This window comes from Candidatus Nitrosopumilus sp., from assembly GCF_028278985.1.
GTDB lineage: Archaea > Thermoproteota > Nitrososphaeria > Nitrososphaerales > Nitrosopumilaceae > Nitrosopumilus.
Map to the genome: position 1 here is coordinate 124,148 of NZ_JANQTA010000018.1, position 16,911 is coordinate 141,058.

Sequence of the window (16,911 nt, forward strand, 5' to 3'; positions counted from 1 at the left end):
TTTAGAATATTTCTAAATTCGAATTTAAAAATATACTAGATATAGCATGTAAGATTAGAAAAAATATTCAAAGACAGTTTAACGTTTCCGTTTAGCTGTCTTTCTCTTTGGAGCGGCTTTGCGTTTAGCTGCAGTCTTTCTCTTTGGAGCTGCCTTTCTTTTTGCGGCTTTTCTCTTTGGAGCTGCTTTCTTTGCTGCAGTCTTTCTCTTTGGAGCGGCTTTGCGTTTAGCTGCCTTTCTCTTTGGAGCTGCTTTCTTTGCTGCACTTCGCTTACGGGTTGCTGCTGCTTTCTTTGCTGCTGCACTTCTCTTTCGAGTTGCTGCTGCACGTTTAGCTGCTGCTTTTCTTTTGCGAGATGCTGCTGCCTTTGCTTTTTCAGCTGCTGCTTTAGCTGCATTTCTCTTTCGAGTTCTTGCTGCTTTCTTTGCGGCTGCTACTCTTTTGGCTTTGGAAATTGCCATGACATTTTTGCAAAAGTAATCTGTGTTATATAGTAAAAGTCACACTAAATTGCTTAAACTATAGAAAAATTTGACACTTTTTTTGATTTTTTAAAAATTTTCGATCAGCAATTTACTAAACAAACAGAAGCTGTATCAACAGTTGATTGTTCTTTTTGTGGTCTTATCAAAATTTTGTATTGTTTTTCTTCATCAAACTCTACATCAAACTGCGTAGTTCTTTGAACTGGTTTGTTTGGTTCAATTTTTTCAAATAACAAGTCATTTGCATCAAATTCTCCGTAAGTTGCTTCTGTTTTCTTGTTTCCATCAATAAAGAAGAATTGTCCTCCTGACAGATTTGTTTCTTCATTGCTGATGTTTTTAGCTACAATTCCAATTTTTACGAAGGTATTTTCAGGTTTTACTTCCTTTGTTCCTTCAAATGTGCCTTCAAAAGTAATGATATACTCTACTGGTCCTACTCTAATTGACTCTCCTACCACTCCTGTTACAAAATTAGTTTGATATTGTGAATACATGTACATGGCGATCCCCATAGAACCTATTACTGCACCAATGACAATAATTACTCCTAGATTTACCATGAAAAATGCTATTTTTTTTAGTATATAGTTGAAACGCAAAAAATAGGACGTAAGTCCAGACCCTGTCCAATTAGTGAACAAATGAGAGTGGGAAGGCCTGAACTCTGCTATATTTACGTCAAAAAACCACATAAAACTGGCGGAAATTTACCAAAAAATCCCCTACCACTATGGCATATTGGAATATTGATCGATCAAACGATCAGTTTTGTAATTTTTTTTACACACACAGCAATATGTATGAAAATCCTCAAATGTTATTTGATCAGAGAGACCTTGAGGCAACTCATTGTTCTCAGTCTTGAGGTCTCTGATCTTATGTAAAGTCCATATTGTTATAGTATGACACTAGGAACTGCTTAAATTAAGCTCTTTGGCAGTTGTACCAATGACTCCAAAAACACTTTTGGGAATTTCTGTTGCAGCAATCTTTGCAATAGGAATAATTGCATCTCCAATAGGGGTAGATGCTGCAGGAAGTTTCCTCGATGTGAAAAAAGCAAAAGTAGTAATCGATGATGACGATGAGTTTGAAAAAGCAAAAATCAAGACTAATGCAAAAGTACTCGAAGTAGGTGCATATGGATATGGAATAATATCTGGTGCTGGCCTTGAGGCAATTGCAGTAACAACAACTCATGGCGGTGTTCTTGATTCTGAAGCACAAACAGATGCATCTGATGCCTCATTTCATAATCACTATGTAGCACTTCAAGACTCTCAGGATCCAAATCCCGAAATTGGAACTGGTTTGTGTCCAGGTCTAGAAGTACGTGATATTACATGGGAAGAACCCGGTGATGTGAAAATAAAAGGCAAAAAAGCAACTATGAAAGATGTTCCATTTTCCTTTAGTGGTACTCATAGCCTATCAGGAGATGATATCAGCTTTAATGCAGATGGAAATGTAGGCGCTGTTGTTTCCTTTACTATTGCACCTGTTTTCAATGGGGCTGGTGGAATTGATGCGGTATGTATCAATGATGTTACTCCTGCTGAAAAATTAAAAGTCATCACCGATGATGACGATGATGATTGATTAAATCAATCATTTTTTCTTTATTTTTTCATCAAAATTAGGGGGTTTAGCTTTTACGCACAACAATAAAACTTTGGACATGTTTTGGTGGGAGAGCTTGGTGGATTGACGGTTGCTTTTCACAGATAGGCACAAGTGTTCAACCCCCCCCAAAATCGCCTATTTTTGAAAATATGGCATTATGCCTAAACCCCTAAAATTTGTAGGGGGGTTTAACGCCTAGGCATAAATTTGAAAATTTACGAAATTTTGAGATTTTCTAACATTGGAGTAATCCAATTGATTATTTGAAAAAATAAGTCTGAGGAAAATTCTCTGAATCCTCCAAATACATTATTTGCTGAATTAAATGACTCATTTACTGTCTTTACATCCACCTGTGATGTGAATTTTTCCATGTGATATCTATGTCACATGGACATTTGTTGTTCTGGATGTGCATTTTGGACTACATTTATCTCAAAAAAGGGGGGTTTTTTGATATGTTTTTAGTATTATTGACCTAAATTGCCCTTCACTTGCTGCTCTGTTTTTTTAGCCATGTCTGAAATAACGTTATTTCCCCATTCTTACAATTCTGGATTTTCAGAGATACTGAATACTGAAGACAATAATGAATTCATGTAATCAATAATCATACTAGGATCTAAGTTGAACAATAGCCCTAATTCCATAGTTTTTTGAGGATTTTTTTTGTATTAACCATCTGTATGTATGCCTAGTTTACATATTGACTGAAGAGGGAAAATCCCTCTGAAATGACAAATGATGAAATTTACTCTCTCTCCAGCTTTATAGTGATTTTTCCTTTCTTGGCAGAATCAACTACTTTTAGTGCTCTGTTCATAACCCCAATACCAAACTTCGATAATTCAGCTGAAGATAGGGTTATTTCTTTTGGTTTAGATTTTGATGTTTTTCTTTTCATAATTTGAATAAGTGAATTTTTGATATAAGCCCCGCGTAGGACTGATAAATTATCTATTTTCTAGAATGTCTTCATTAAAAATCTGGCAGTTTTTTCATGCAATTCCGAAACCCTATCTATTGCATTAAAAAGTCCTTGCTGGTTTAACTGGTCCTCCTTATCTAATACCACATACACTCCAATCTTTCGTTTTCCATCTTCTGTAGTATTTTTGTTAATTGCTTGAATAGAATAACAATAGTCTGCTACTTTTTTCTCAAATTTTGTCTTTTCTTCTTCACTAAATCCTAGATATCGTGCAATCTGATTATTTTTCATTATGACTTTGGAACCTATTACAAGAATTCCTTGTTGTGCTTTTGGCTCAAAAACTTCTACTGGGACTCCTGCTGGACCTGCATGTTTTACTAAAATCTCAAATGTATTTTCAGGATTTTTTCTATCTTCAAATGACAATCCTTCATGAATTAACCATCGTTCTACATTATCTCGCATTCTAGATGTCATATACTGACTCATTCTTGCTTCTATATGATTCTAAATCTATGATTACTAGTCTAAATTTATAATATTTCTAAACTCGAATTTAGAAATATTCAAAATTTAGTATGTGTAGCAATAGTGTCTTACACATTAACACTAAAACCAGAATCTAGTCCTGGAATAATTGCTGCTAGAATTAGATTCATGATAATTCCTACAACCATTAATGCGATGCCCAAATAAAGACAGTTTTTGGCCTTTGAAGGATCATCTTGTCTCAAAACAAAGAATGCGATTAACCCACCAATAATTCCGAAAAAAATTGGTAACAAAAACCATGCATTACTTCTTCTTTTTTCTGGATATGACATTTTTTTACTTATTTTGAAGCTGCTTTTTTCTGTATCTGTGTAATTTCGATCTCTACTGTCTCTAACGGATCTTCAACTTGGTTTCTTCTAATTGAAAACATCTTTGGTTTTTCAAAATCATCAGTACAATCTGGACATGCATATACTAGTACTCTGTGTTCATTTGGTGCTTTAGGATTGGATAATCTTGGGTAATACACTAGTCTGGCACCACAATCAACACAATATCTGTTGGCCCTTCTAGTTCTGACCAATGTAAACCTCCTGCATTCTTACTAGTATGCGATCATCTATTAGATCTATGTTGTCTAATAGAGTAAACTAAATACTATCAACCGATCAATATTGCTAAATTCGAATTTAGAAATATTATTTTCCTTTAATCTATCTAAATCTAACATTAACAAAAAACAATGTTTCAAAACTCGAGTTTAGAAATAAAATAAAGCGCCGCCCATCAGACTTGAACTGACGACCGTCCGATTAACAGTCGGATGCTCTACCACGCTGAGCTAGGGCGGCAACATGTTTGTACCTTGGTAAAAGTGATTTAATCCTTGCGACTATGATATTTAGACCAAAGTGGGAATTTAGTCAGTTAAATTTTGCAAAAAATTCTTTGATTTCCTTTGAATGACTTTCAACAAGTTCAATAATTTCTAAATGCTCATCAGGTGTTGGTTCTCTTTGATGCACTACTTGAAATGCACTTAGTGCAGAACCTACCATTTCTCCTACAAAAAACCCACATAGAAAGTCACCAACATTTTCGCACCCCCATGCTTCTCCAACTCTTGGAGAAGCTCCTGCAGATTTGTATAATTCTAAAGTTTGCTGAATAAGTTCAGTAGTTTGTTTTGAAAATTCAGGATCTAGGGTCATCAGAAGAATCTATTATTTTTCGATTCCCTTTTTCTTTTCATAGACGTAGATACCATCTAGGAAAACTCTATGATCTTTATTTTTTACTTTTGTTTTTAGTTCAATGTTAGCTGCAGTTTGTGTAATGTCTGTCCAAACTTCTCCAGTAAGTAAAACATCTTCTCCTTTTGGAATTACTTTGGTGTTTCCTACAATTGATGTTGTTCTAGGAGCTCTTTCACCTTGGAAGTTTTCAATTAAAATTTTCTTTCCTTCAACTTTTACTGTAATTGGAAAGTGTGCAAAGACTACTTTCATTTTGATAGTGTAACCTTCAATGAGTCCTTCACAAATATTTCTGATTAATGATCTTGCTGCATGCAAAATTGCATAATCTCTTTTTTTGTGTTCAATGGTTTTTAGAATTACTTTTCCTTCAGTAATTTCTAATGTTACTGGAATACTTCTAAAACTTTGATGTGTTTTTCCTAGTGGACCTTCGAAAGTTAACATGTGTTTTTTCTGTGTGACAGTAACTCCTTCCGGAATCACAACTTCATCTTGGAATTTTTCAATTTGCTCAGTAGACATATCCTATCAAAAACCCTCCAATTCCTTTTTGTGTTGCATCATGATGAGACATTACTCCTTGATTTGTTGTTACCAATAACATGCCTCTATTGTATGCTGGTAGGTATTGTTGCTCCCAATTGTTGAACTCATCAGTTTTTACTTTGAATCTTGGTGAAATTGCACCACATTTTGTTATTTTTGCTAATAGTTTGATTTTGAATTTTCCTCCTCTTTTGTCATCAACATGCTCAAATTCTCCGATGTATCCATCTCTTTGTAGAGTTTTGAGAACCTCAATTCCTAATTTTGATGTTGGAAGGATAGTGCATTCACTCTTTCTTCTTGTTTCATTATTGAAAATTGTGACAAATAGATTTGCTAAAACATTACTTGCTGGCATGGTATCACCTATTTTTCCTAAATCCTAAAGAAACAGCTACTTCTCTGAAGCATCTTCTGCATATCATCAAGTCATATTTCTGAATAACTGCAGTATAATCTCCGCATCTTTTACACCATCTTGATCCTCTGCCAAAGTCGTGTTTTTTTCTTCCAGTAAATTCGTAAGATCTATCTTTTGCCATTATGCTACAGTCACTCCAAATTCTTTTGCTAGATAATCCTTTGCTTCTTGGCTTGTAATGATGTGAGATTTTCCAACACTTGCTTTGTGTTTACTTCTTGTTCTAACACCATAACCAGGTCTTGTTAATGTAACAGCAATTCCTAATCCTAAAATTCCAATTTGAGGATCATATTTTACACCTGGAATATCGATGTGTTCACTAATTCCAAATGAATAATTACCAAAGTTGTCAAATGATCTGCCGTTAACTGTATTTCCTTTTGCTTCTAACAATCTTTTTAGTAATGCTTTTGCATCTTCTCCTCTGATTGTTACTGCTGCCCCGATTGGTTCTCCTTTTCTTACTCCCCAATCTCTTTGAGTTTCTTTAGCTTCTCTAGCGCATGATCTTTTTCCTGAGATTTGATCAAGTGCTTTCTTTGCAATTTCAATTACATCGCCAGATTTTCCTACGCCCATGTTTAATACAACTTTTTCAAGTTTGATTTTTTTCATTGAGGATTCAGTTGTTTGAGACATAATATCACTTTAATTGAATAATTGGTTCCTCTTTTCCGATTGGCATTATGATGTCTGCTGGAATTTCGATTTTTCTTTCTCCTAGTGCAAGAACAACTCTTTTTGGAAGAATAAATGTACCTTCTTCGACACTTTCGATTTTACCGATTTGTCCTGCATTGATTCCACGAGTTACCAAACCTTGGCAACCTGTTTCTAATTTGATTACTTCAATAATTTTTTGACTTGGAATTTCAATCAAACATGTATCTCCAACACTAACTTTAGTATCCGAAATTGTAGAACGCCCATCATGGAAACCAATTTGCATTTTTCCTTTGTTGATTGTTGTCTTTTTTGTGACGATGACTAATTTTTTAGATTTTTCTGATTCGTTAATTTTAATTGGTTTTAGTAATTTTCCTTCGGTTGGAACTAGACGATAAATGTCTGAAACATTTTCTAGCTCAACTACATCCATTAATCCGATTGCATGATGAAGTGATTTTCTAACAACACCGTCAATCTTTACTTTGCCTGAATAGATTGATGTTTTTGCTTCTCTCAAACTTGTTACAATCTTTAACATGTCTCTGAGAAATACTGCTGTTGGAACTGAATAGTGTTTTTTGTGTGCACCTGGTCTTGTAGTAATTACAAATCTTTTGTCTTTTCTTGTAATGCCCCAAAATTGAGGTGCCATTTGTCGTTTGAGTTTTTTACTTCCAGAAATGCTTACCATTAATTCTCATCTTCCTTTTTTTCAGATTTTTCTTCTGCTTTTGTTTCTTTAGGTGCTTCTTTGACTGTTTCTTTTGGTTTTTCAGCCTTTGTTTCCTTGGGCTCTTCCTTTACTGTTTCTTCTTTAGGCGTAGTTTTAGGCATGCTACTTGGGTTTTTGCCTTCTAATTTTGCTATTCTCCATTTATCATCTGTGTTTAATGATTTTACAACTAAGTTTGATGTGTGAATGTATACGTCGTATTTTTCTCCTCTAGTTTGCTCTTTCTTAATTCCTTCAATAGCAACACTACTTTTTTGAGTTGATACTTGTGAAACTTTACCGTCTACTCCTGCAAATTCTCCTCTAACAATTGTGACGTTATCGCCTTCGACAACTCTTACACTTCGTTTTCCATATTTCTTTTGTAGATCCTTTGATAGTGCACTGCCAAGTTGTTTACTTTTTGTTTGGTATGATGCACGATAAATCATATTGTTACGCATTTTAGTTGGTTTCATCTTTTTACACCACCATTGATGCCAAGTTAGCTACTCTTGGCCATTTTTCTGAAGCTTCTGCTGCTACTGGTCCTTTGATGTCTGTACCTTTTGTTTCTCCTTCTGGAGTGATTAATACTGCTGCATTATCCTCAAAACAAACTCTTACTCCGTTTAATCTTCTAACTGCATATTTTTGTCTAACAATAACTGCACCATACACTTGCTTTCTTAATTCTGCTGGACCTTTCTTTACAACAACATTACAAAAGTCACCAACGGCTGCTGCTGGCAATCTTGAAACTCTTGTTTTGTGTCTTGGAACATTAATTACTTCTAAAATTTTAGCACCAGAATTATCTGCACATACAATTTCAGCTCCGACTGGAATTGATCTAGTGACATATGGACGGAATTCTTCTACTCCTTTACCTGCTTGTTTTGCCATTATGATCTAACCTCCACAACAACATATGATACTGATTTTGATATTGGTCTGCATTCTGCAGTCAATACTGTATCGCCTAGTTCAACATCAATACATGATGGAACATGTGCATGAATGCTACTTTTTCCTCTTGCATATCGTTTGAATTTGTTATAGTAAACTGGTGCATCTTTTTGTAAGGTGATTGTTTGTTTTGCTTTGTTTCCTGTAACTTTTCCTTCAAAGAGTTTTCCTCTAATGGCTAGATTTCCACAGAAAGGACAATTTTTGTCATCACATTCTCTCTTTGGATCTTTTACTTTAAGGCCGATATTTCTAGTCATGATTTTCCTCCTATTCTATCAAATGGTCTTTTTTGGATATTTGAACCATTAACAATTGCTAAAGAACTTCCGATTGAGAATTCCCAACTATTGTTTGCTTTTGCAATTGATTTAATTCCGTTTTCTGTATTTAATGTGAACATCGATTTTGTTTCATTTATGATTTTTCCATTTAACCCTACAATTTGAGGATTAGATGATTCTACAATTTTGGTGTTTAATCCAATAAATTCATGTGATGTAATGTTTGTAGTTGTAATCATTTTTCTTTCTTCATCTCGTTTAATCTGGTCAGCATTCTTGCGATGTCATGTCGAAGTGGTTTTAGTTTTCCACTTTCTTTTCTTAATGTACCTTTAGCTCCATCAACACGTAATTTTGCTAACTCACTACGTGATTCTTGGATTTTACTTTTAAGATCTTTTTCGTTCAAGTTGTTAATTGTTTTCATACTGATTCTGGTCATTTCAATTTGGCCTCCTCTTCCTCTAGTGTTTCAAGTTCTTTCATCTTTTCTTCTTCCATTGCAATTTGTTCTGATTCTGTTCTTGCTTTCTTTTCAGCTTCTGTTTCATCTCTCATCTTTCCAGTTTCTGCATCTTTGACTTGTTTTGCTTTCTTTGGTTTTTCTGCCTTTAACTCAAATTCTGGAATGAATTTTTCTTTTCTTGCAATTCTAATTCTGATTCCAATTAATCCCATTGGGGTTCCTACATGTGCAATGTCTTCATCAACAATAACTTCTGCATGATGACCTGCTCTTGGCAAAACTCCTGCAGTATGTTTCTCAAATGCTGAACGGTCACCTCTTAATTTTCCTGAAATTGTAATTTGAACACCCATGGCACCATTTTCCATGATTTGTTTTAGAGTCCACATGGTTGCTCTTCTAAATGCAGTTCCTCTTTCAAGGTGTGATGCCATTCTGTTACACATTACGCTTGGTGATAATTCTGGCTTGTCAATTTCAACTACTGATATTTGAGGGCTCTTTAATCCAAAGTCTGTTGACAATTTTTCAGTTAGTTCTCTGATTCCTGAACCTTTTCTTCCAATGACAATTCCTGGTCTGGTAACATGTAATGCAACCCTTGTACCTGTTGGTGTTTTTGAAATTTCTGCGTGAGAAAATCCTGCTTCTTTAATTGCATCTCTGAGATAATCTTTGAGTAGCATCATGTTGTAGTTATCTTTGATTACGTTTTTGACAGATGACATTTTCTAAATCTCCTGGGCCACCAATTCTACATGAGTTAATACATTATTCTTTGGGGTTGCTCTTCCCATTGCTCTTGGGATGAATCTTTTTACAATCACTCCTTTGTGAACAGTTGCATTTACAATTCTTAATCTGTCTAAATCCATTCCTTTGTATTCTGCATTTGATTCTAAATTATCTAAAACTTTGATAAATTCGTGAGCTGTTTTTTGTGGATAACGTCCTGACATCATTCCAGGGTCTGATTTGTGTCCTACTTGATTTTTGAATCTTCTAAATGCAATTGCTCTGTCTTTGTGAACTACTGCTTGCAAGTAATCTCTTGCTTTTTCAATCGATAATCCTTTGATTGCAACTGCAACTTCTCTTGCATGTTTATGAGAAATGTCTTTTTCTCTTAATGAAGAACGTACATGACGAGTTGAGTCATAATTTTGGAAAGCGTAACCGAATCTACCCATACTAATCACTTCAATGGTACGTAGAGACTGGATCTTGATGCTCCTACACCTGGTGCACCGTGTGAAACTCTCTTGTTTGTTATGACATATTCTCCCAAGTAATGTCCAATCATTTCTGTTCTGATTGTAACTGGAAGGAATTCCTTTCCTGAGAAAACATTTACTGTAACATCTACCATGTAAGGTAAGATAATCAAGTCTCTAACATGTGTCTTGATTGGATTCTTTAATTTGCCTGCTTTTGCAGCTTTGATTTCTTCAATTAGTTTTCTCTTACCATCTGTAATTCCTCTGGTAAGAGATCTTCTTTGTCTAGCGTTGAACAATTGGAATAATTTTTCTAATGACATGTTCTCTAGTTCTTCCTTAGGAATTCCTCTGTATGAAAATTCTTTAACCATGATTCATCTCCTCTGCTTGTGTTCTTCGAGTTTTAGTGTCCATATTATAGCATTCCTATCTTTGTTGCGAGGTCTCTTGCTTTTGCGGTATCTGTGAACTGAACAAATGCTTTTTTGCCGTAAATTGTTCTGGCAGTGTTAACATTTGTTACTTTTTCGTTGTATAGTGTGTTTACAGCTTCAGCGATTTCTGGCTTACTTGCAGATCTCTCTACAATAAAACAAATCTTACTTTCATTTTCAACCATTGCAAATGTTTTTTCTGTAATGTATGGTTTAATGATAATTTTACTTGCTTGATCTACATTCATTGTGTTTTCACCATTATCTCCAAGTGTGTTGATTTGATCTTTCCAATTTCTTCAATAGCTGATTTTGTATATACTGTTAATCTAATAGGATCTGAGCCTGGTGCTAAATCTAAAACGCTAAGATCTTTAACATTTGTTGCTTCGACTCCTGGTAATGCACCGATTGCTTTTGAAATATTTGTTGCATCTTTGGTTACAAACAAAACACTTTTTCCTACTTTTTTACTTCTTCCTCTAAGTCTTGATTGACCAGAGCGAGCTTTTCTTGCATCAAGTCTTTTGATATCTTGAGATAGTTTCAATGAATCTAAGACTTTGGTAATCTCACTTGTTTTAGAAATTGATTCAATGTCATCTGAAACAATAATTGGGAATGATTCAATTCCTTCTACTTTATGTCCTCTCGATTCGATTAATTCCTTTGATGCAGTAGCTGCAATTGCTGAACATAATGCTAATTTCTTTTCTTTTTTGTTTAATTTTTTGTAAATGACTTTTTCAACAATTGGTGGATGAGCTTGTCTTCCTCCTCTTGTGGATGCAACTTCGGCACCTTGACCTTGTCTTCCACCACCACCACCTTGGGCTCTTGCTACACGAGAAACACCTTGTCCTGTTGGAGGATCATTAGAGTCTGCAACTACATCCATTCCTGCTGTTGGTTTTCTTCCTTGTGGTTGGAATTTGTGTGAGTTTAGATTAGTGTAGGCTTTGTGAATCAATTCCTTTCTATAAGGTGTTGAAAAGACTAATGGAAGTTCAATTTCTCCATCTTTTGTTCCAGAAGAATTAGTTACTGTAGTTTTCATTATACAACTACCTCCAAGATATTTGGTTTGTTGACTTTGGCTGGAACGTTCCTGATTTGACTTCTTAGTTTGATTAATCTTCTATATGTACCTGGAACTGAACCTTTCAAAATTATGAAATCCCCTTTAACTAATCCAAAGTGTTTGTAACCGCCTTTAGGATTGATTTCAATTTGATTGTCGTCAGTATTTCCCATAATCATTATTCTTTTATCATATTCGACTCTTTGATGGAATCCCATTTGTCCTGCTCTTGGAACTGTATACATAACGTATTGTGGTGAGATTGGACCTAAAGAACCAAGTTCTCTAACTGTCTTTCTTGATTTGTGTTGTTTTTTCTTTGCACCATATCTTTGAATGACTCCTTGCCATCCTTTTCCTTTTGTAATTGCTGCAACATCAACACTTGCACCAGTTTCAAAAATTTGATCAATCTTGATTTCTTTGCCAAGTAATTCTTTAACATGATTGAATTGTTTTGCAATGTCGCCGCCACTCACTGATGCTTCAAAGATGTATGGCTTCTTTTGTTCTAAACCTGCAGCACTTGGAGATACTGCCACAATTGCAAAAATTTCTTTAATTTTTCCTAATCTTTTTTCTGCATTTTCTAATGCGCCTTCTTTATTTTTTAATGTAATTTCTTTTGCAATGTCTTTTGGAATATCTTCTGCATACACATCAAACTCTGCGTGTAAACCGTCATGATTTTTTGAATATCCTCTAACTCCTAAAATCAAAACTGGTGGAGTTACTAAAACAGTTCCTAAACTAACTAACTGCTTTCCTGCATTTGGTGTTTTATCTCTGTCATCAATGCTAACAATCTGAACACATCCTGCTTTGAATCCACAATGAGCTAAAATTTTTGGTTCTTCTGAATCTAATTTTGGCCAAGCACGAATTCTGGCTTCCATGCTTTTAGCACGTCCTCTAGGTAAGTATGCAAGACTTCCTCTACGTGGTTGACTGTGTTTTCGAGCACCCATTGTTAACACGCGTCATCGAAAACCCTCTATTAAACCAAGTGTTACTTGGTTAACCTACTATTTTTTAATGGTTAACCAACTGTGCCTAAAATTTATGGTTGAAGCAATTCTGTTGTAATGTTGTAAATTGTGTACGCTCCAATAATAATTCCAACTACACCCATTCCGATAGCTAACAATAAAAAATTCTTTTTTTCAGCCATTAGATCACATTCTTTGAGAATTAATAATTGCCAATGTTCCTAAAAGTGCTTCTTCTAATCTGACAGTTTCTGTTGCTTGATCTGGGAAAAAATTCAATGATTTTGCATTTTGAACATTTTTCATCTTGCCACCTAATATCTCATGAACTCCTTTTTCAGGAGAACCAAACACCAAGAGAGTTTCTTCATTAGATTTTACATATTTTGTAAGTTGTTCTCTTGTTGCAATTTTTCCTTTTCGTGATGTAATGATGATGTTGCCTTTCCATTCATTCATTAATGAAAAAAGATTTGCTCTCTCTTTTACAGAATATCCCCAATATTTTAAAATCTCTGACTTGTTAATTTCTTTCACTGATAATTTTGGATGGCCTTCTTTGAATTGAACTGTAACTCTTTTTCCAATAGGTGTTTTTCCAAAGAATGGAACCAGTTGATTTATTCCAACATCAACAAATCGTTTACCTTTTACGCTAATTACAATTCCTTCTCTGATATCTCCTTGTTTGATTTTTTTTGAATTTGCAGGGGTTACGTGGCTTGCAATTCTTAATGGTTGCAAAACTCCTGCAAATTTCAAATCATTCATTTTTGGAAACAGTCTTTTTCTCAAGAATTGTGGTGTTTCTAAATATTTTAGAATCATAACCATTAGATTTCCGTCTTGTTTATTTTGACCCTCTTGGTAAACATAGATTGTATCAATTTTAAAAATCGCACATGCACGTGCCAATACTGAAATTTTTCTAGTTTTGTCTATTTTTAGGGATTCATCAGAAAGTGATGATTCAGGAATTGCTACTGATAGTTTCAATGTTATCTAGTCTCACAAGTAGTTAATAGATTTAGTTTTGATTGTGTGGGTATTTTTCTTTAGCAGTTTTTGCATAGTTTGCAATCTGCTCGTCTGAAACTATTTCATACAATCCTGTTTCAGTTTTAATCTGAGCCATTCTAATTTGACTTGAATTTTCTTTGTCTTCACTTGCAAGATAAATTCCTGCAGAGGCCAATACAGCTGCATCATCTAATGAAAGATCTTTACTGTAAGTTTTCTCTAAGAAATCTGTTACCTGATCTGAACCAGAACCAATTGCAATAGCATCATATGAAATGTAAGTTCCACTAGGATCAGTCAAAAACAATTGCGGCGTTTTGTTAACTACTCCACCTAAAATCAAAGCAACACCAAAAGGTCTTACTCCTGCATATTGTGTATATTGTTGAGATTGATCTGCTAGATGTTTTGCAATTGTTTCAACTTCAACTGCTTCATCGTAAATCATTTTGTTACTTTGTGAGAAAAATCGTGCATTGTCGACTTGACTTCTTGCATCTGGGATGTATCCAGCAGCTGCAACCCCTACATGATCATCAATTTGGAAAATCTTTTGAGCAACATCTGAAATTTGTAATTTTCTAGTTTTTTCTTCTACTGCAATGACTATTCCATCTTTACATTTTACTCCAACAGCAATAGTCCCTCTTCTGACTGTTTCAATAGCATATTCTACTTGGTATAGTCTACCGTCTGGTGAGAATACGGTAATTGCTCTATCGTAACCTTGTTGTGCAGGAAGCATTTAATTCAAATGCTTTTGAAGTTTAATTTAAAGTCTGCTCATAATCTGAAATCAATATTTTCAAGATCGGAGCCTGAAAAGAACTGTTTTCCCACTATTTTCTTCGATCTCTTAAGTAATATTTTGACGTAATCAATGGAATGAATTTTGAAAACCTCTTAACGAGAATAATGAATTCAGATGTTAACATCAGACATAGCATCGTTACAGATGCTGACGGAAACATACTTGCAACAAATCATCGCGAAGGTGTGACAAATTATCTGTCACCAGAAGAAACTGCAGCTTCATTACAAAGAGCTGCAAGTTCTTGGAAAGGAAGAAAGGAATTAAGACCAAAAATTGGAGATGGACTATATGCAGTGGCTGCTTTTGAAAAAATTACAAGAATGACTTTTCCTTTAGGGAATGATCATTTAATTTTTGTAAGCATGGGCTCTGATACAGTTCGAGCGGATATGCATGAAGGTGGTCAGAAACAAATTGTTGAACATGTGTTAAACATTTTGAGTCGTGACCCCACCAAAGAATAACCTGAATAGTAATTATTCCCATTTTTTTTGTTTTCAAATGAAAGGTTAATTTTGTCTAGTGATTGTTTTATGGTATGGAATTCCAAATAGAGTTTTCTGGACATGAAAATATTCGTTCAAATCACCAAAAAACAATTGAAATTACTAAAGAATCTCATCTAACTCCTCAAGGTGATTGTATTGTTGGTGTTAATGCTACATCCAGTTGTGCTGATTTACCAGAAGAATTAAAACAAAAATTAAAAAATCCTAATTCAAAAATCATTTTCTCTATAGGTGTAGATGATGAAGAGTTTGTTGTAATTGGCAGAGGACATCCTGACTTGATATTGACTCATCAAGATGACATTGTAATTAGAAAAAGTGATTTTATTTGTCCTAGAACGCTTGCAATAAAATGTGATAAAGCATCTGATTTAGTTCCTAGAAAAATGATCTCTTTATTACAAAACCCTTTGGCAAAAGGAATTTTCACTATCAAAGTTGAAGAATAATGAGACAATTTTATACTCTATTTCTTTAGTTCAACTATGGGAAAAAAGACCAATTTTTTCATTTTAGTTCCTTTAGCAACTTTTGCTGCAATAATCATCGGATTTGGAATGTATAATACAATTTGTAAAAATTCAAACATTCCAATTAGTTGTTAAAAAAAGAAAGTTTGATTAGCAGTTTGCTAATGTTTGCCAAACTCCGATAACATTACCTTCAGTATCAGAAACTCTGGCGTACAAACCAAATTCTCCTACTTTGATTGATGGCATGACAATTTTTCCTCCTGCCGATTCAATCTTTTTTAGATGTTCTTCTACTGAGGGAACATCAATTACGATTACTGGATGCGGTCCTGTAGGATCTTTTGGAAGCATTCCTCCGTTGATGGCCCCTGGTTCAGTAGGTTTCATCTTCTCATCGGTAGGAGTGGTTGTTACCAAATGATAATCCATTTCTGGGAATTTGTTAATCTGCCACCCAAAAACATCTTCATAGAACTTTTGTGCTCTACTTTGATCATCATATGGTATTTCAAAGTGTACTACTTTGTTCATAAATCATATAAATTACTGATAACTGATAACTTTTTTTCCAGATTTTAATTCAAAGTAGTTTTCTTTTGTTTACACCAGCATTTGGGAGAGCATTGAAATTTTTGAGTTTTTTGATACATGATTAATGTTTGAATGCATTTTTAGCATAACTAGATGTGTATATTCATAAAAAACATACAGTAAAAACAATGCTTTGGTAAAATCTGGTTTAGCACGATTCTCTTAAATCATTACATTCTTTTCATTTTATGGTAAAACCTACCATTGAATTACCTATTTCAAAAAAACCAACTGATGCAGAATTAAAAAAATTGAAAGATTATTTTAAAGAAATGCCTGTTAGTGAAATTCTTACTGGGCTTAAATTTGCAAAAAATAGGTGGTCTGCAAAAGATGCTGGCACTTTAAAAGTTGGAAGAAAAAGCATTATTCAAAAAGAAGTTCATTCTGTAACTACAGAGCAAGCTCAATGGAGATTAAAAAATTGGAAAATGATGATTGCTAACTATAGAAGACGTGGTTATAGCTACCCAACAATTTCTCGAATTAAAAAAATCCTAATTCAAAAAAGTAAAAAGAAATCTAAGTGAATTGAAGATTCCATTTTTTGGACCATCTTCTAATTAGATATACTGCTATAGCATATGCAATTCCATTATGAATGATGATAGTTAGAATTGTTAGTTCTGGATTATTTCCTAAAATCGCATAACCCCAATCAAACCCTGTTTCCTCTGAGAATACTCTTTCATTATACACTGAAGTTTCATCAAGAGGATTTACAACTGCTTGAACTCCTGTTGAAATTGCACCAAAAACAATGAAAATCAAAAGATACCATCGTAATCTTTTCACTCTGTAGGATGCAACAATATCCATTATTGGAATAAAACAAAATATGGTTTGCCATGTAAGACTTACAGGACCTTTTGCAGGCATGGTGGTATGAATTTATGATTCCTATTTAGGA

At 34.3% G+C, this 16,911-nt stretch carries 32 protein-coding genes and 1 tRNA gene; 4 read left to right on the forward strand and 29 right to left on the reverse strand.

Annotation, left to right across the window (positions count from 1 at the left end; genetic code table 11):
* Nucleotides 1-78: 78 nt before the first annotated feature.
* Together Q0941_RS06660 and Q0941_RS06665 are read right to left on the reverse strand one after the other, a co-directional pair.
* A complete protein-coding gene (locus tag Q0941_RS06660) occupies nt 79-462 on the reverse strand; it encodes a hypothetical protein (RefSeq protein ID WP_299292324.1) in 384 nt (127 codons plus the stop codon).
* A gap of 104 nt (nt 463-566) precedes the next feature.
* Entirely contained in the window at nt 567-1,049 is a 483-nt protein-coding gene (locus tag Q0941_RS06665; protein ID WP_299292325.1) for a DUF4352 domain-containing protein, read from the reverse strand.
* A 388-nt stretch (nt 1,050-1,437) separates the two neighbouring features.
* On the opposite strand from Q0941_RS06665, the gene Q0941_RS06670 reads away from it, so the two are divergent.
* Nucleotides 1,438-2,088, forward strand: coding sequence for a hypothetical protein (locus tag Q0941_RS06670; RefSeq protein ID WP_299292326.1), 651 nt, complete (start codon nt 1,438-1,440; stop codon nt 2,086-2,088).
* Nucleotides 2,089-2,327: 239 nt separating this feature from the next.
* Here the strand turns inward: Q0941_RS06670 and Q0941_RS06675 are convergent, their stop codons facing one another.
* From Q0941_RS06675 to psmA, 25 genes are all read right to left on the reverse strand, one after another.
* Nucleotides 2,328-2,486, reverse strand: coding sequence for a hypothetical protein (locus Q0941_RS06675; protein ID WP_299292327.1), 159 nt, complete (start codon nt 2,484-2,486; stop codon nt 2,328-2,330).
* Between the two features lie 377 nt (nt 2,487-2,863).
* The gene (locus tag Q0941_RS06680; protein ID WP_299292328.1) at nt 2,864-3,016 is read right to left on the reverse strand and encodes a hypothetical protein; all 153 of its coding nucleotides are present in this window, start codon (nt 3,014-3,016) and stop codon (nt 2,864-2,866) included.
* A 60-nt stretch (nt 3,017-3,076) separates the two neighbouring features.
* Nucleotides 3,077-3,523, reverse strand: a complete 447-nt coding sequence (locus tag Q0941_RS06685; protein ID WP_299292329.1) for a DUF2299 family protein — start codon at nt 3,521-3,523, stop codon at nt 3,077-3,079.
* A 119-nt stretch (nt 3,524-3,642) separates the two neighbouring features.
* A complete protein-coding gene (locus Q0941_RS06690; RefSeq protein WP_299292330.1) occupies nt 3,643-3,870 on the reverse strand; it encodes a hypothetical protein in 228 nt (75 codons plus the stop codon).
* A gap of 8 nt (nt 3,871-3,878) precedes the next feature.
* A complete protein-coding gene (locus Q0941_RS06695; RefSeq protein ID WP_297592188.1) occupies nt 3,879-4,124 on the reverse strand; it encodes a hypothetical protein in 246 nt (81 codons plus the stop codon).
* Nucleotides 4,125-4,318: 194 nt separating this feature from the next.
* Nucleotides 4,319-4,392, reverse strand: a tRNA-Asn gene (locus Q0941_RS06700).
* Between the two features lie 72 nt (nt 4,393-4,464).
* Entirely contained in the window at nt 4,465-4,752 is a 288-nt protein-coding gene (locus Q0941_RS06705) for a hypothetical protein (protein WP_299292331.1), read from the reverse strand.
* Between the two features lie 12 nt (nt 4,753-4,764).
* The gene (locus Q0941_RS06710) at nt 4,765-5,322 is read right to left on the reverse strand and encodes a 50S ribosomal protein L6 (protein WP_299292332.1); all 558 of its coding nucleotides are present in this window, start codon (nt 5,320-5,322) and stop codon (nt 4,765-4,767) included.
* Nucleotides 5,312-5,704 carry a 30S ribosomal protein S8 gene (locus tag Q0941_RS06715; RefSeq protein WP_299292333.1) on the reverse strand — a complete coding sequence of 131 codons (393 nt, stop codon included), beginning with the start codon at nt 5,702-5,704 and terminating at the stop codon, nt 5,312-5,314. Before Q0941_RS06715 ends, Q0941_RS06710 begins: the two co-directional genes overlap by 11 nt.
* A 4-nt stretch (nt 5,705-5,708) precedes the next feature.
* A complete protein-coding gene (locus Q0941_RS06720) occupies nt 5,709-5,888 on the reverse strand; it encodes a 30S ribosomal protein S14 (protein ID WP_299292334.1) in 180 nt (59 codons plus the stop codon).
* Complete coding sequence (locus Q0941_RS06725) at nt 5,888-6,409, reverse strand: 50S ribosomal protein L5 (protein ID WP_299292335.1); 522 nt, start codon at nt 6,407-6,409, stop codon at nt 5,888-5,890. Before Q0941_RS06725 ends, Q0941_RS06720 begins: the two co-directional genes overlap by 1 nt.
* 4 nt (nt 6,410-6,413) lie before the next feature.
* Entirely contained in the window at nt 6,414-7,130 is a 717-nt protein-coding gene (locus Q0941_RS06730; RefSeq protein ID WP_299292336.1) for a 30S ribosomal protein S4e, read from the reverse strand.
* Nucleotides 7,130-7,630, reverse strand: coding sequence for a 50S ribosomal protein L24 (gene rplX, locus Q0941_RS06735; RefSeq protein WP_299292337.1), 501 nt, complete (start codon nt 7,628-7,630; stop codon nt 7,130-7,132). Before rplX ends, Q0941_RS06730 begins: the two co-directional genes overlap by 1 nt.
* A gap of 4 nt (nt 7,631-7,634) precedes the next feature.
* Nucleotides 7,635-8,057 (reverse strand): 50S ribosomal protein L14, encoded by a 423-nt coding sequence (locus tag Q0941_RS06740; protein ID WP_299292338.1) that lies wholly within the window; start codon nt 8,055-8,057, stop codon nt 7,635-7,637.
* Complete coding sequence (locus tag Q0941_RS06745; protein WP_299292339.1) at nt 8,057-8,380, reverse strand: 30S ribosomal protein S17; 324 nt, start codon at nt 8,378-8,380, stop codon at nt 8,057-8,059. Before Q0941_RS06745 ends, Q0941_RS06740 begins: the two co-directional genes overlap by 1 nt.
* Nucleotides 8,377-8,643, reverse strand: coding sequence for a ribonuclease P protein subunit (locus Q0941_RS06750; protein WP_299292340.1), 267 nt, complete (start codon nt 8,641-8,643; stop codon nt 8,377-8,379). Before Q0941_RS06750 ends, Q0941_RS06745 begins: the two co-directional genes overlap by 4 nt.
* Nucleotides 8,640-8,846 (reverse strand): 50S ribosomal protein L29, encoded by a 207-nt coding sequence (rpmC, locus tag Q0941_RS06755; protein ID WP_299292341.1) that lies wholly within the window; start codon nt 8,844-8,846, stop codon nt 8,640-8,642. The genes Q0941_RS06750 and rpmC overlap by 4 nt, the downstream gene beginning before the upstream one ends.
* Nucleotides 8,843-9,598, reverse strand: coding sequence for a 30S ribosomal protein S3 (locus tag Q0941_RS06760; RefSeq protein ID WP_299292342.1), 756 nt, complete (start codon nt 9,596-9,598; stop codon nt 8,843-8,845). The genes rpmC and Q0941_RS06760 overlap by 4 nt, the downstream gene beginning before the upstream one ends.
* A 3-nt stretch (nt 9,599-9,601) precedes the next feature.
* Nucleotides 9,602-10,060, reverse strand: a complete 459-nt coding sequence (locus Q0941_RS06765) for a 50S ribosomal protein L22 (RefSeq protein ID WP_299292343.1) — start codon at nt 10,058-10,060, stop codon at nt 9,602-9,604.
* A gap of 5 nt (nt 10,061-10,065) precedes the next feature.
* Entirely contained in the window at nt 10,066-10,461 is a 396-nt protein-coding gene (locus Q0941_RS06770; protein ID WP_299292344.1) for a 30S ribosomal protein S19, read from the reverse strand.
* A 44-nt stretch (nt 10,462-10,505) separates the two neighbouring features.
* Nucleotides 10,506-10,772 (reverse strand): 50S ribosomal protein L23, encoded by a 267-nt coding sequence (locus Q0941_RS06775; RefSeq protein WP_299292345.1) that lies wholly within the window; start codon nt 10,770-10,772, stop codon nt 10,506-10,508.
* On the reverse strand, nt 10,769-11,581 hold the full coding sequence (rpl4p, locus tag Q0941_RS06780; RefSeq protein WP_299292346.1) for a 50S ribosomal protein L4: 813 nt from the start codon (nt 11,579-11,581) through the stop codon (nt 10,769-10,771). The genes Q0941_RS06775 and rpl4p overlap by 4 nt, the downstream gene beginning before the upstream one ends.
* Nucleotides 11,581-12,573, reverse strand: a complete 993-nt coding sequence (locus Q0941_RS06785; RefSeq protein WP_299292385.1) for a 50S ribosomal protein L3 — start codon at nt 12,571-12,573, stop codon at nt 11,581-11,583. The genes rpl4p and Q0941_RS06785 overlap by 1 nt, the downstream gene beginning before the upstream one ends.
* 207 nt (nt 12,574-12,780) lie before the next feature.
* A complete protein-coding gene (locus tag Q0941_RS06790) occupies nt 12,781-13,590 on the reverse strand; it encodes a putative RNA uridine N3 methyltransferase (protein ID WP_299292347.1) in 810 nt (269 codons plus the stop codon).
* 31 nt (nt 13,591-13,621) lie between these two features.
* Nucleotides 13,622-14,359: an archaeal proteasome endopeptidase complex subunit alpha gene (gene psmA, locus Q0941_RS06795; RefSeq protein WP_299292348.1), complete on the reverse strand. Its 738-nt coding sequence runs from the start codon at nt 14,357-14,359 to the stop codon at nt 13,622-13,624.
* 140 nt (nt 14,360-14,499) lie between these two features.
* On the opposite strand from psmA, the gene Q0941_RS06800 reads away from it, so the two are divergent.
* Both Q0941_RS06800 and Q0941_RS06805 read left to right on the forward strand, forming a co-directional pair.
* On the forward strand, nt 14,500-14,892 hold the full coding sequence (locus tag Q0941_RS06800) for a hypothetical protein (RefSeq protein ID WP_299292349.1): 393 nt from the start codon (nt 14,500-14,502) through the stop codon (nt 14,890-14,892).
* A 74-nt stretch (nt 14,893-14,966) separates the two neighbouring features.
* Nucleotides 14,967-15,386: a DUF371 domain-containing protein gene (locus Q0941_RS06805; protein WP_299292350.1), complete on the forward strand. Its 420-nt coding sequence runs from the start codon at nt 14,967-14,969 to the stop codon at nt 15,384-15,386.
* A 171-nt stretch (nt 15,387-15,557) separates the two neighbouring features.
* Here the strand turns inward: Q0941_RS06805 and Q0941_RS06810 are convergent, their stop codons facing one another.
* The gene (locus tag Q0941_RS06810) at nt 15,558-15,941 is read right to left on the reverse strand and encodes a VOC family protein (protein ID WP_299292351.1); all 384 of its coding nucleotides are present in this window, start codon (nt 15,939-15,941) and stop codon (nt 15,558-15,560) included.
* 248 nt (nt 15,942-16,189) lie between these two features.
* On the opposite strand from Q0941_RS06810, the gene Q0941_RS06815 reads away from it, so the two are divergent.
* Nucleotides 16,190-16,531: a hypothetical protein gene (locus Q0941_RS06815; RefSeq protein WP_299292352.1), complete on the forward strand. Its 342-nt coding sequence runs from the start codon at nt 16,190-16,192 to the stop codon at nt 16,529-16,531.
* On the opposite strand, the gene Q0941_RS06820 is transcribed toward Q0941_RS06815, so the two are convergent.
* Nucleotides 16,524-16,880, reverse strand: a complete 357-nt coding sequence (locus tag Q0941_RS06820; RefSeq protein ID WP_299292354.1) for a hypothetical protein — start codon at nt 16,878-16,880, stop codon at nt 16,524-16,526. The genes Q0941_RS06815 and Q0941_RS06820 overlap by 8 nt on opposite strands.
* Nucleotides 16,881-16,911: the final 31 nt, after the last annotated feature.

What these genes read in the sequence shown, in the direction of transcription:
- Q0941_RS06660 (WP_299292324.1), bottom strand. Translation starts at nt 462, where the DNA reads ATGGCAATTTCCAAAGCCAAAAGAGTAGCAGCCGCAAAGAAAGCAGCA.
- Q0941_RS06665 (WP_299292325.1), bottom strand. Translation starts at nt 1,049, where the DNA reads ATGGTAAATCTAGGAGTAATTATTGTCATTGGTGCAGTAATAGGTTCT.
- Q0941_RS06670 (WP_299292326.1), top strand. Translation starts at nt 1,438, where the DNA reads ATGACTCCAAAAACACTTTTGGGAATTTCTGTTGCAGCAATCTTTGCA.
- Q0941_RS06675 (WP_299292327.1), bottom strand. Translation starts at nt 2,486, where the DNA reads ATGGAAAAATTCACATCACAGGTGGATGTAAAGACAGTAAATGAGTCA.
- Q0941_RS06680 (WP_299292328.1), bottom strand. Translation starts at nt 3,016, where the DNA reads ATGAAAAGAAAAACATCAAAATCTAAACCAAAAGAAATAACCCTATCT.
- Q0941_RS06685 (WP_299292329.1), bottom strand. Translation starts at nt 3,523, where the DNA reads ATGACATCTAGAATGCGAGATAATGTAGAACGATGGTTAATTCATGAA.
- Q0941_RS06690 (WP_299292330.1), bottom strand. Translation starts at nt 3,870, where the DNA reads ATGTCATATCCAGAAAAAAGAAGAAGTAATGCATGGTTTTTGTTACCA.
- Q0941_RS06705 (WP_299292331.1), bottom strand. Translation starts at nt 4,752, where the DNA reads ATGACCCTAGATCCTGAATTTTCAAAACAAACTACTGAACTTATTCAG.
- Q0941_RS06710 (WP_299292332.1), bottom strand. Translation starts at nt 5,322, where the DNA reads ATGTCTACTGAGCAAATTGAAAAATTCCAAGATGAAGTTGTGATTCCG.
- Q0941_RS06715 (WP_299292333.1), bottom strand. Translation starts at nt 5,704, where the DNA reads ATGCCAGCAAGTAATGTTTTAGCAAATCTATTTGTCACAATTTTCAAT.
- Q0941_RS06720 (WP_299292334.1), bottom strand. Translation starts at nt 5,888, where the DNA reads ATGGCAAAAGATAGATCTTACGAATTTACTGGAAGAAAAAAACACGAC.
- Q0941_RS06725 (WP_299292335.1), bottom strand. Translation starts at nt 6,409, where the DNA reads ATGTCTCAAACAACTGAATCCTCAATGAAAAAAATCAAACTTGAAAAA.
- Q0941_RS06730 (WP_299292336.1), bottom strand. Translation starts at nt 7,130, where the DNA reads ATGGTAAGCATTTCTGGAAGTAAAAAACTCAAACGACAAATGGCACCT.
- rplX (WP_299292337.1), bottom strand. Translation starts at nt 7,630, where the DNA reads ATGAAACCAACTAAAATGCGTAACAATATGATTTATCGTGCATCATAC.
- Q0941_RS06740 (WP_299292338.1), bottom strand. Translation starts at nt 8,057, where the DNA reads ATGGCAAAACAAGCAGGTAAAGGAGTAGAAGAATTCCGTCCATATGTC.
- Q0941_RS06745 (WP_299292339.1), bottom strand. Translation starts at nt 8,380, where the DNA reads ATGACTAGAAATATCGGCCTTAAAGTAAAAGATCCAAAGAGAGAATGT.
- Q0941_RS06750 (WP_299292340.1), bottom strand. Translation starts at nt 8,643, where the DNA reads ATGATTACAACTACAAACATTACATCACATGAATTTATTGGATTAAAC.
- rpmC (WP_299292341.1), bottom strand. Translation starts at nt 8,846, where the DNA reads ATGACCAGAATCAGTATGAAAACAATTAACAACTTGAACGAAAAAGAT.
- Q0941_RS06760 (WP_299292342.1), bottom strand. Translation starts at nt 9,598, where the DNA reads ATGTCATCTGTCAAAAACGTAATCAAAGATAACTACAACATGATGCTA.
- Q0941_RS06765 (WP_299292343.1), bottom strand. Translation starts at nt 10,060, where the DNA reads ATGGGTAGATTCGGTTACGCTTTCCAAAATTATGACTCAACTCGTCAT.
- Q0941_RS06770 (WP_299292344.1), bottom strand. Translation starts at nt 10,461, where the DNA reads ATGGTTAAAGAATTTTCATACAGAGGAATTCCTAAGGAAGAACTAGAG.
- Q0941_RS06775 (WP_299292345.1), bottom strand. Translation starts at nt 10,772, where the DNA reads ATGAATGTAGATCAAGCAAGTAAAATTATCATTAAACCATACATTACA.
- rpl4p (WP_299292346.1), bottom strand. Translation starts at nt 11,581, where the DNA reads ATGAAAACTACAGTAACTAATTCTTCTGGAACAAAAGATGGAGAAATT.
- Q0941_RS06785 (WP_299292385.1), bottom strand. Translation starts at nt 12,573, where the DNA reads ATGGGTGCTCGAAAACACAGTCAACCACGTAGAGGAAGTCTTGCATAC.
- psmA (WP_299292348.1), bottom strand. Translation starts at nt 14,359, where the DNA reads ATGCTTCCTGCACAACAAGGTTACGATAGAGCAATTACCGTATTCTCA.
- Q0941_RS06800 (WP_299292349.1), top strand. Translation starts at nt 14,500, where the DNA reads ATGAATTTTGAAAACCTCTTAACGAGAATAATGAATTCAGATGTTAAC.
- Q0941_RS06805 (WP_299292350.1), top strand. Translation starts at nt 14,967, where the DNA reads ATGGAATTCCAAATAGAGTTTTCTGGACATGAAAATATTCGTTCAAAT.
- Q0941_RS06810 (WP_299292351.1), bottom strand. Translation starts at nt 15,941, where the DNA reads ATGAACAAAGTAGTACACTTTGAAATACCATATGATGATCAAAGTAGA.
- Q0941_RS06815 (WP_299292352.1), top strand. Translation starts at nt 16,190, where the DNA reads ATGGTAAAACCTACCATTGAATTACCTATTTCAAAAAAACCAACTGAT.
- Q0941_RS06820 (WP_299292354.1), bottom strand. Translation starts at nt 16,880, where the DNA reads ATGCCTGCAAAAGGTCCTGTAAGTCTTACATGGCAAACCATATTTTGT.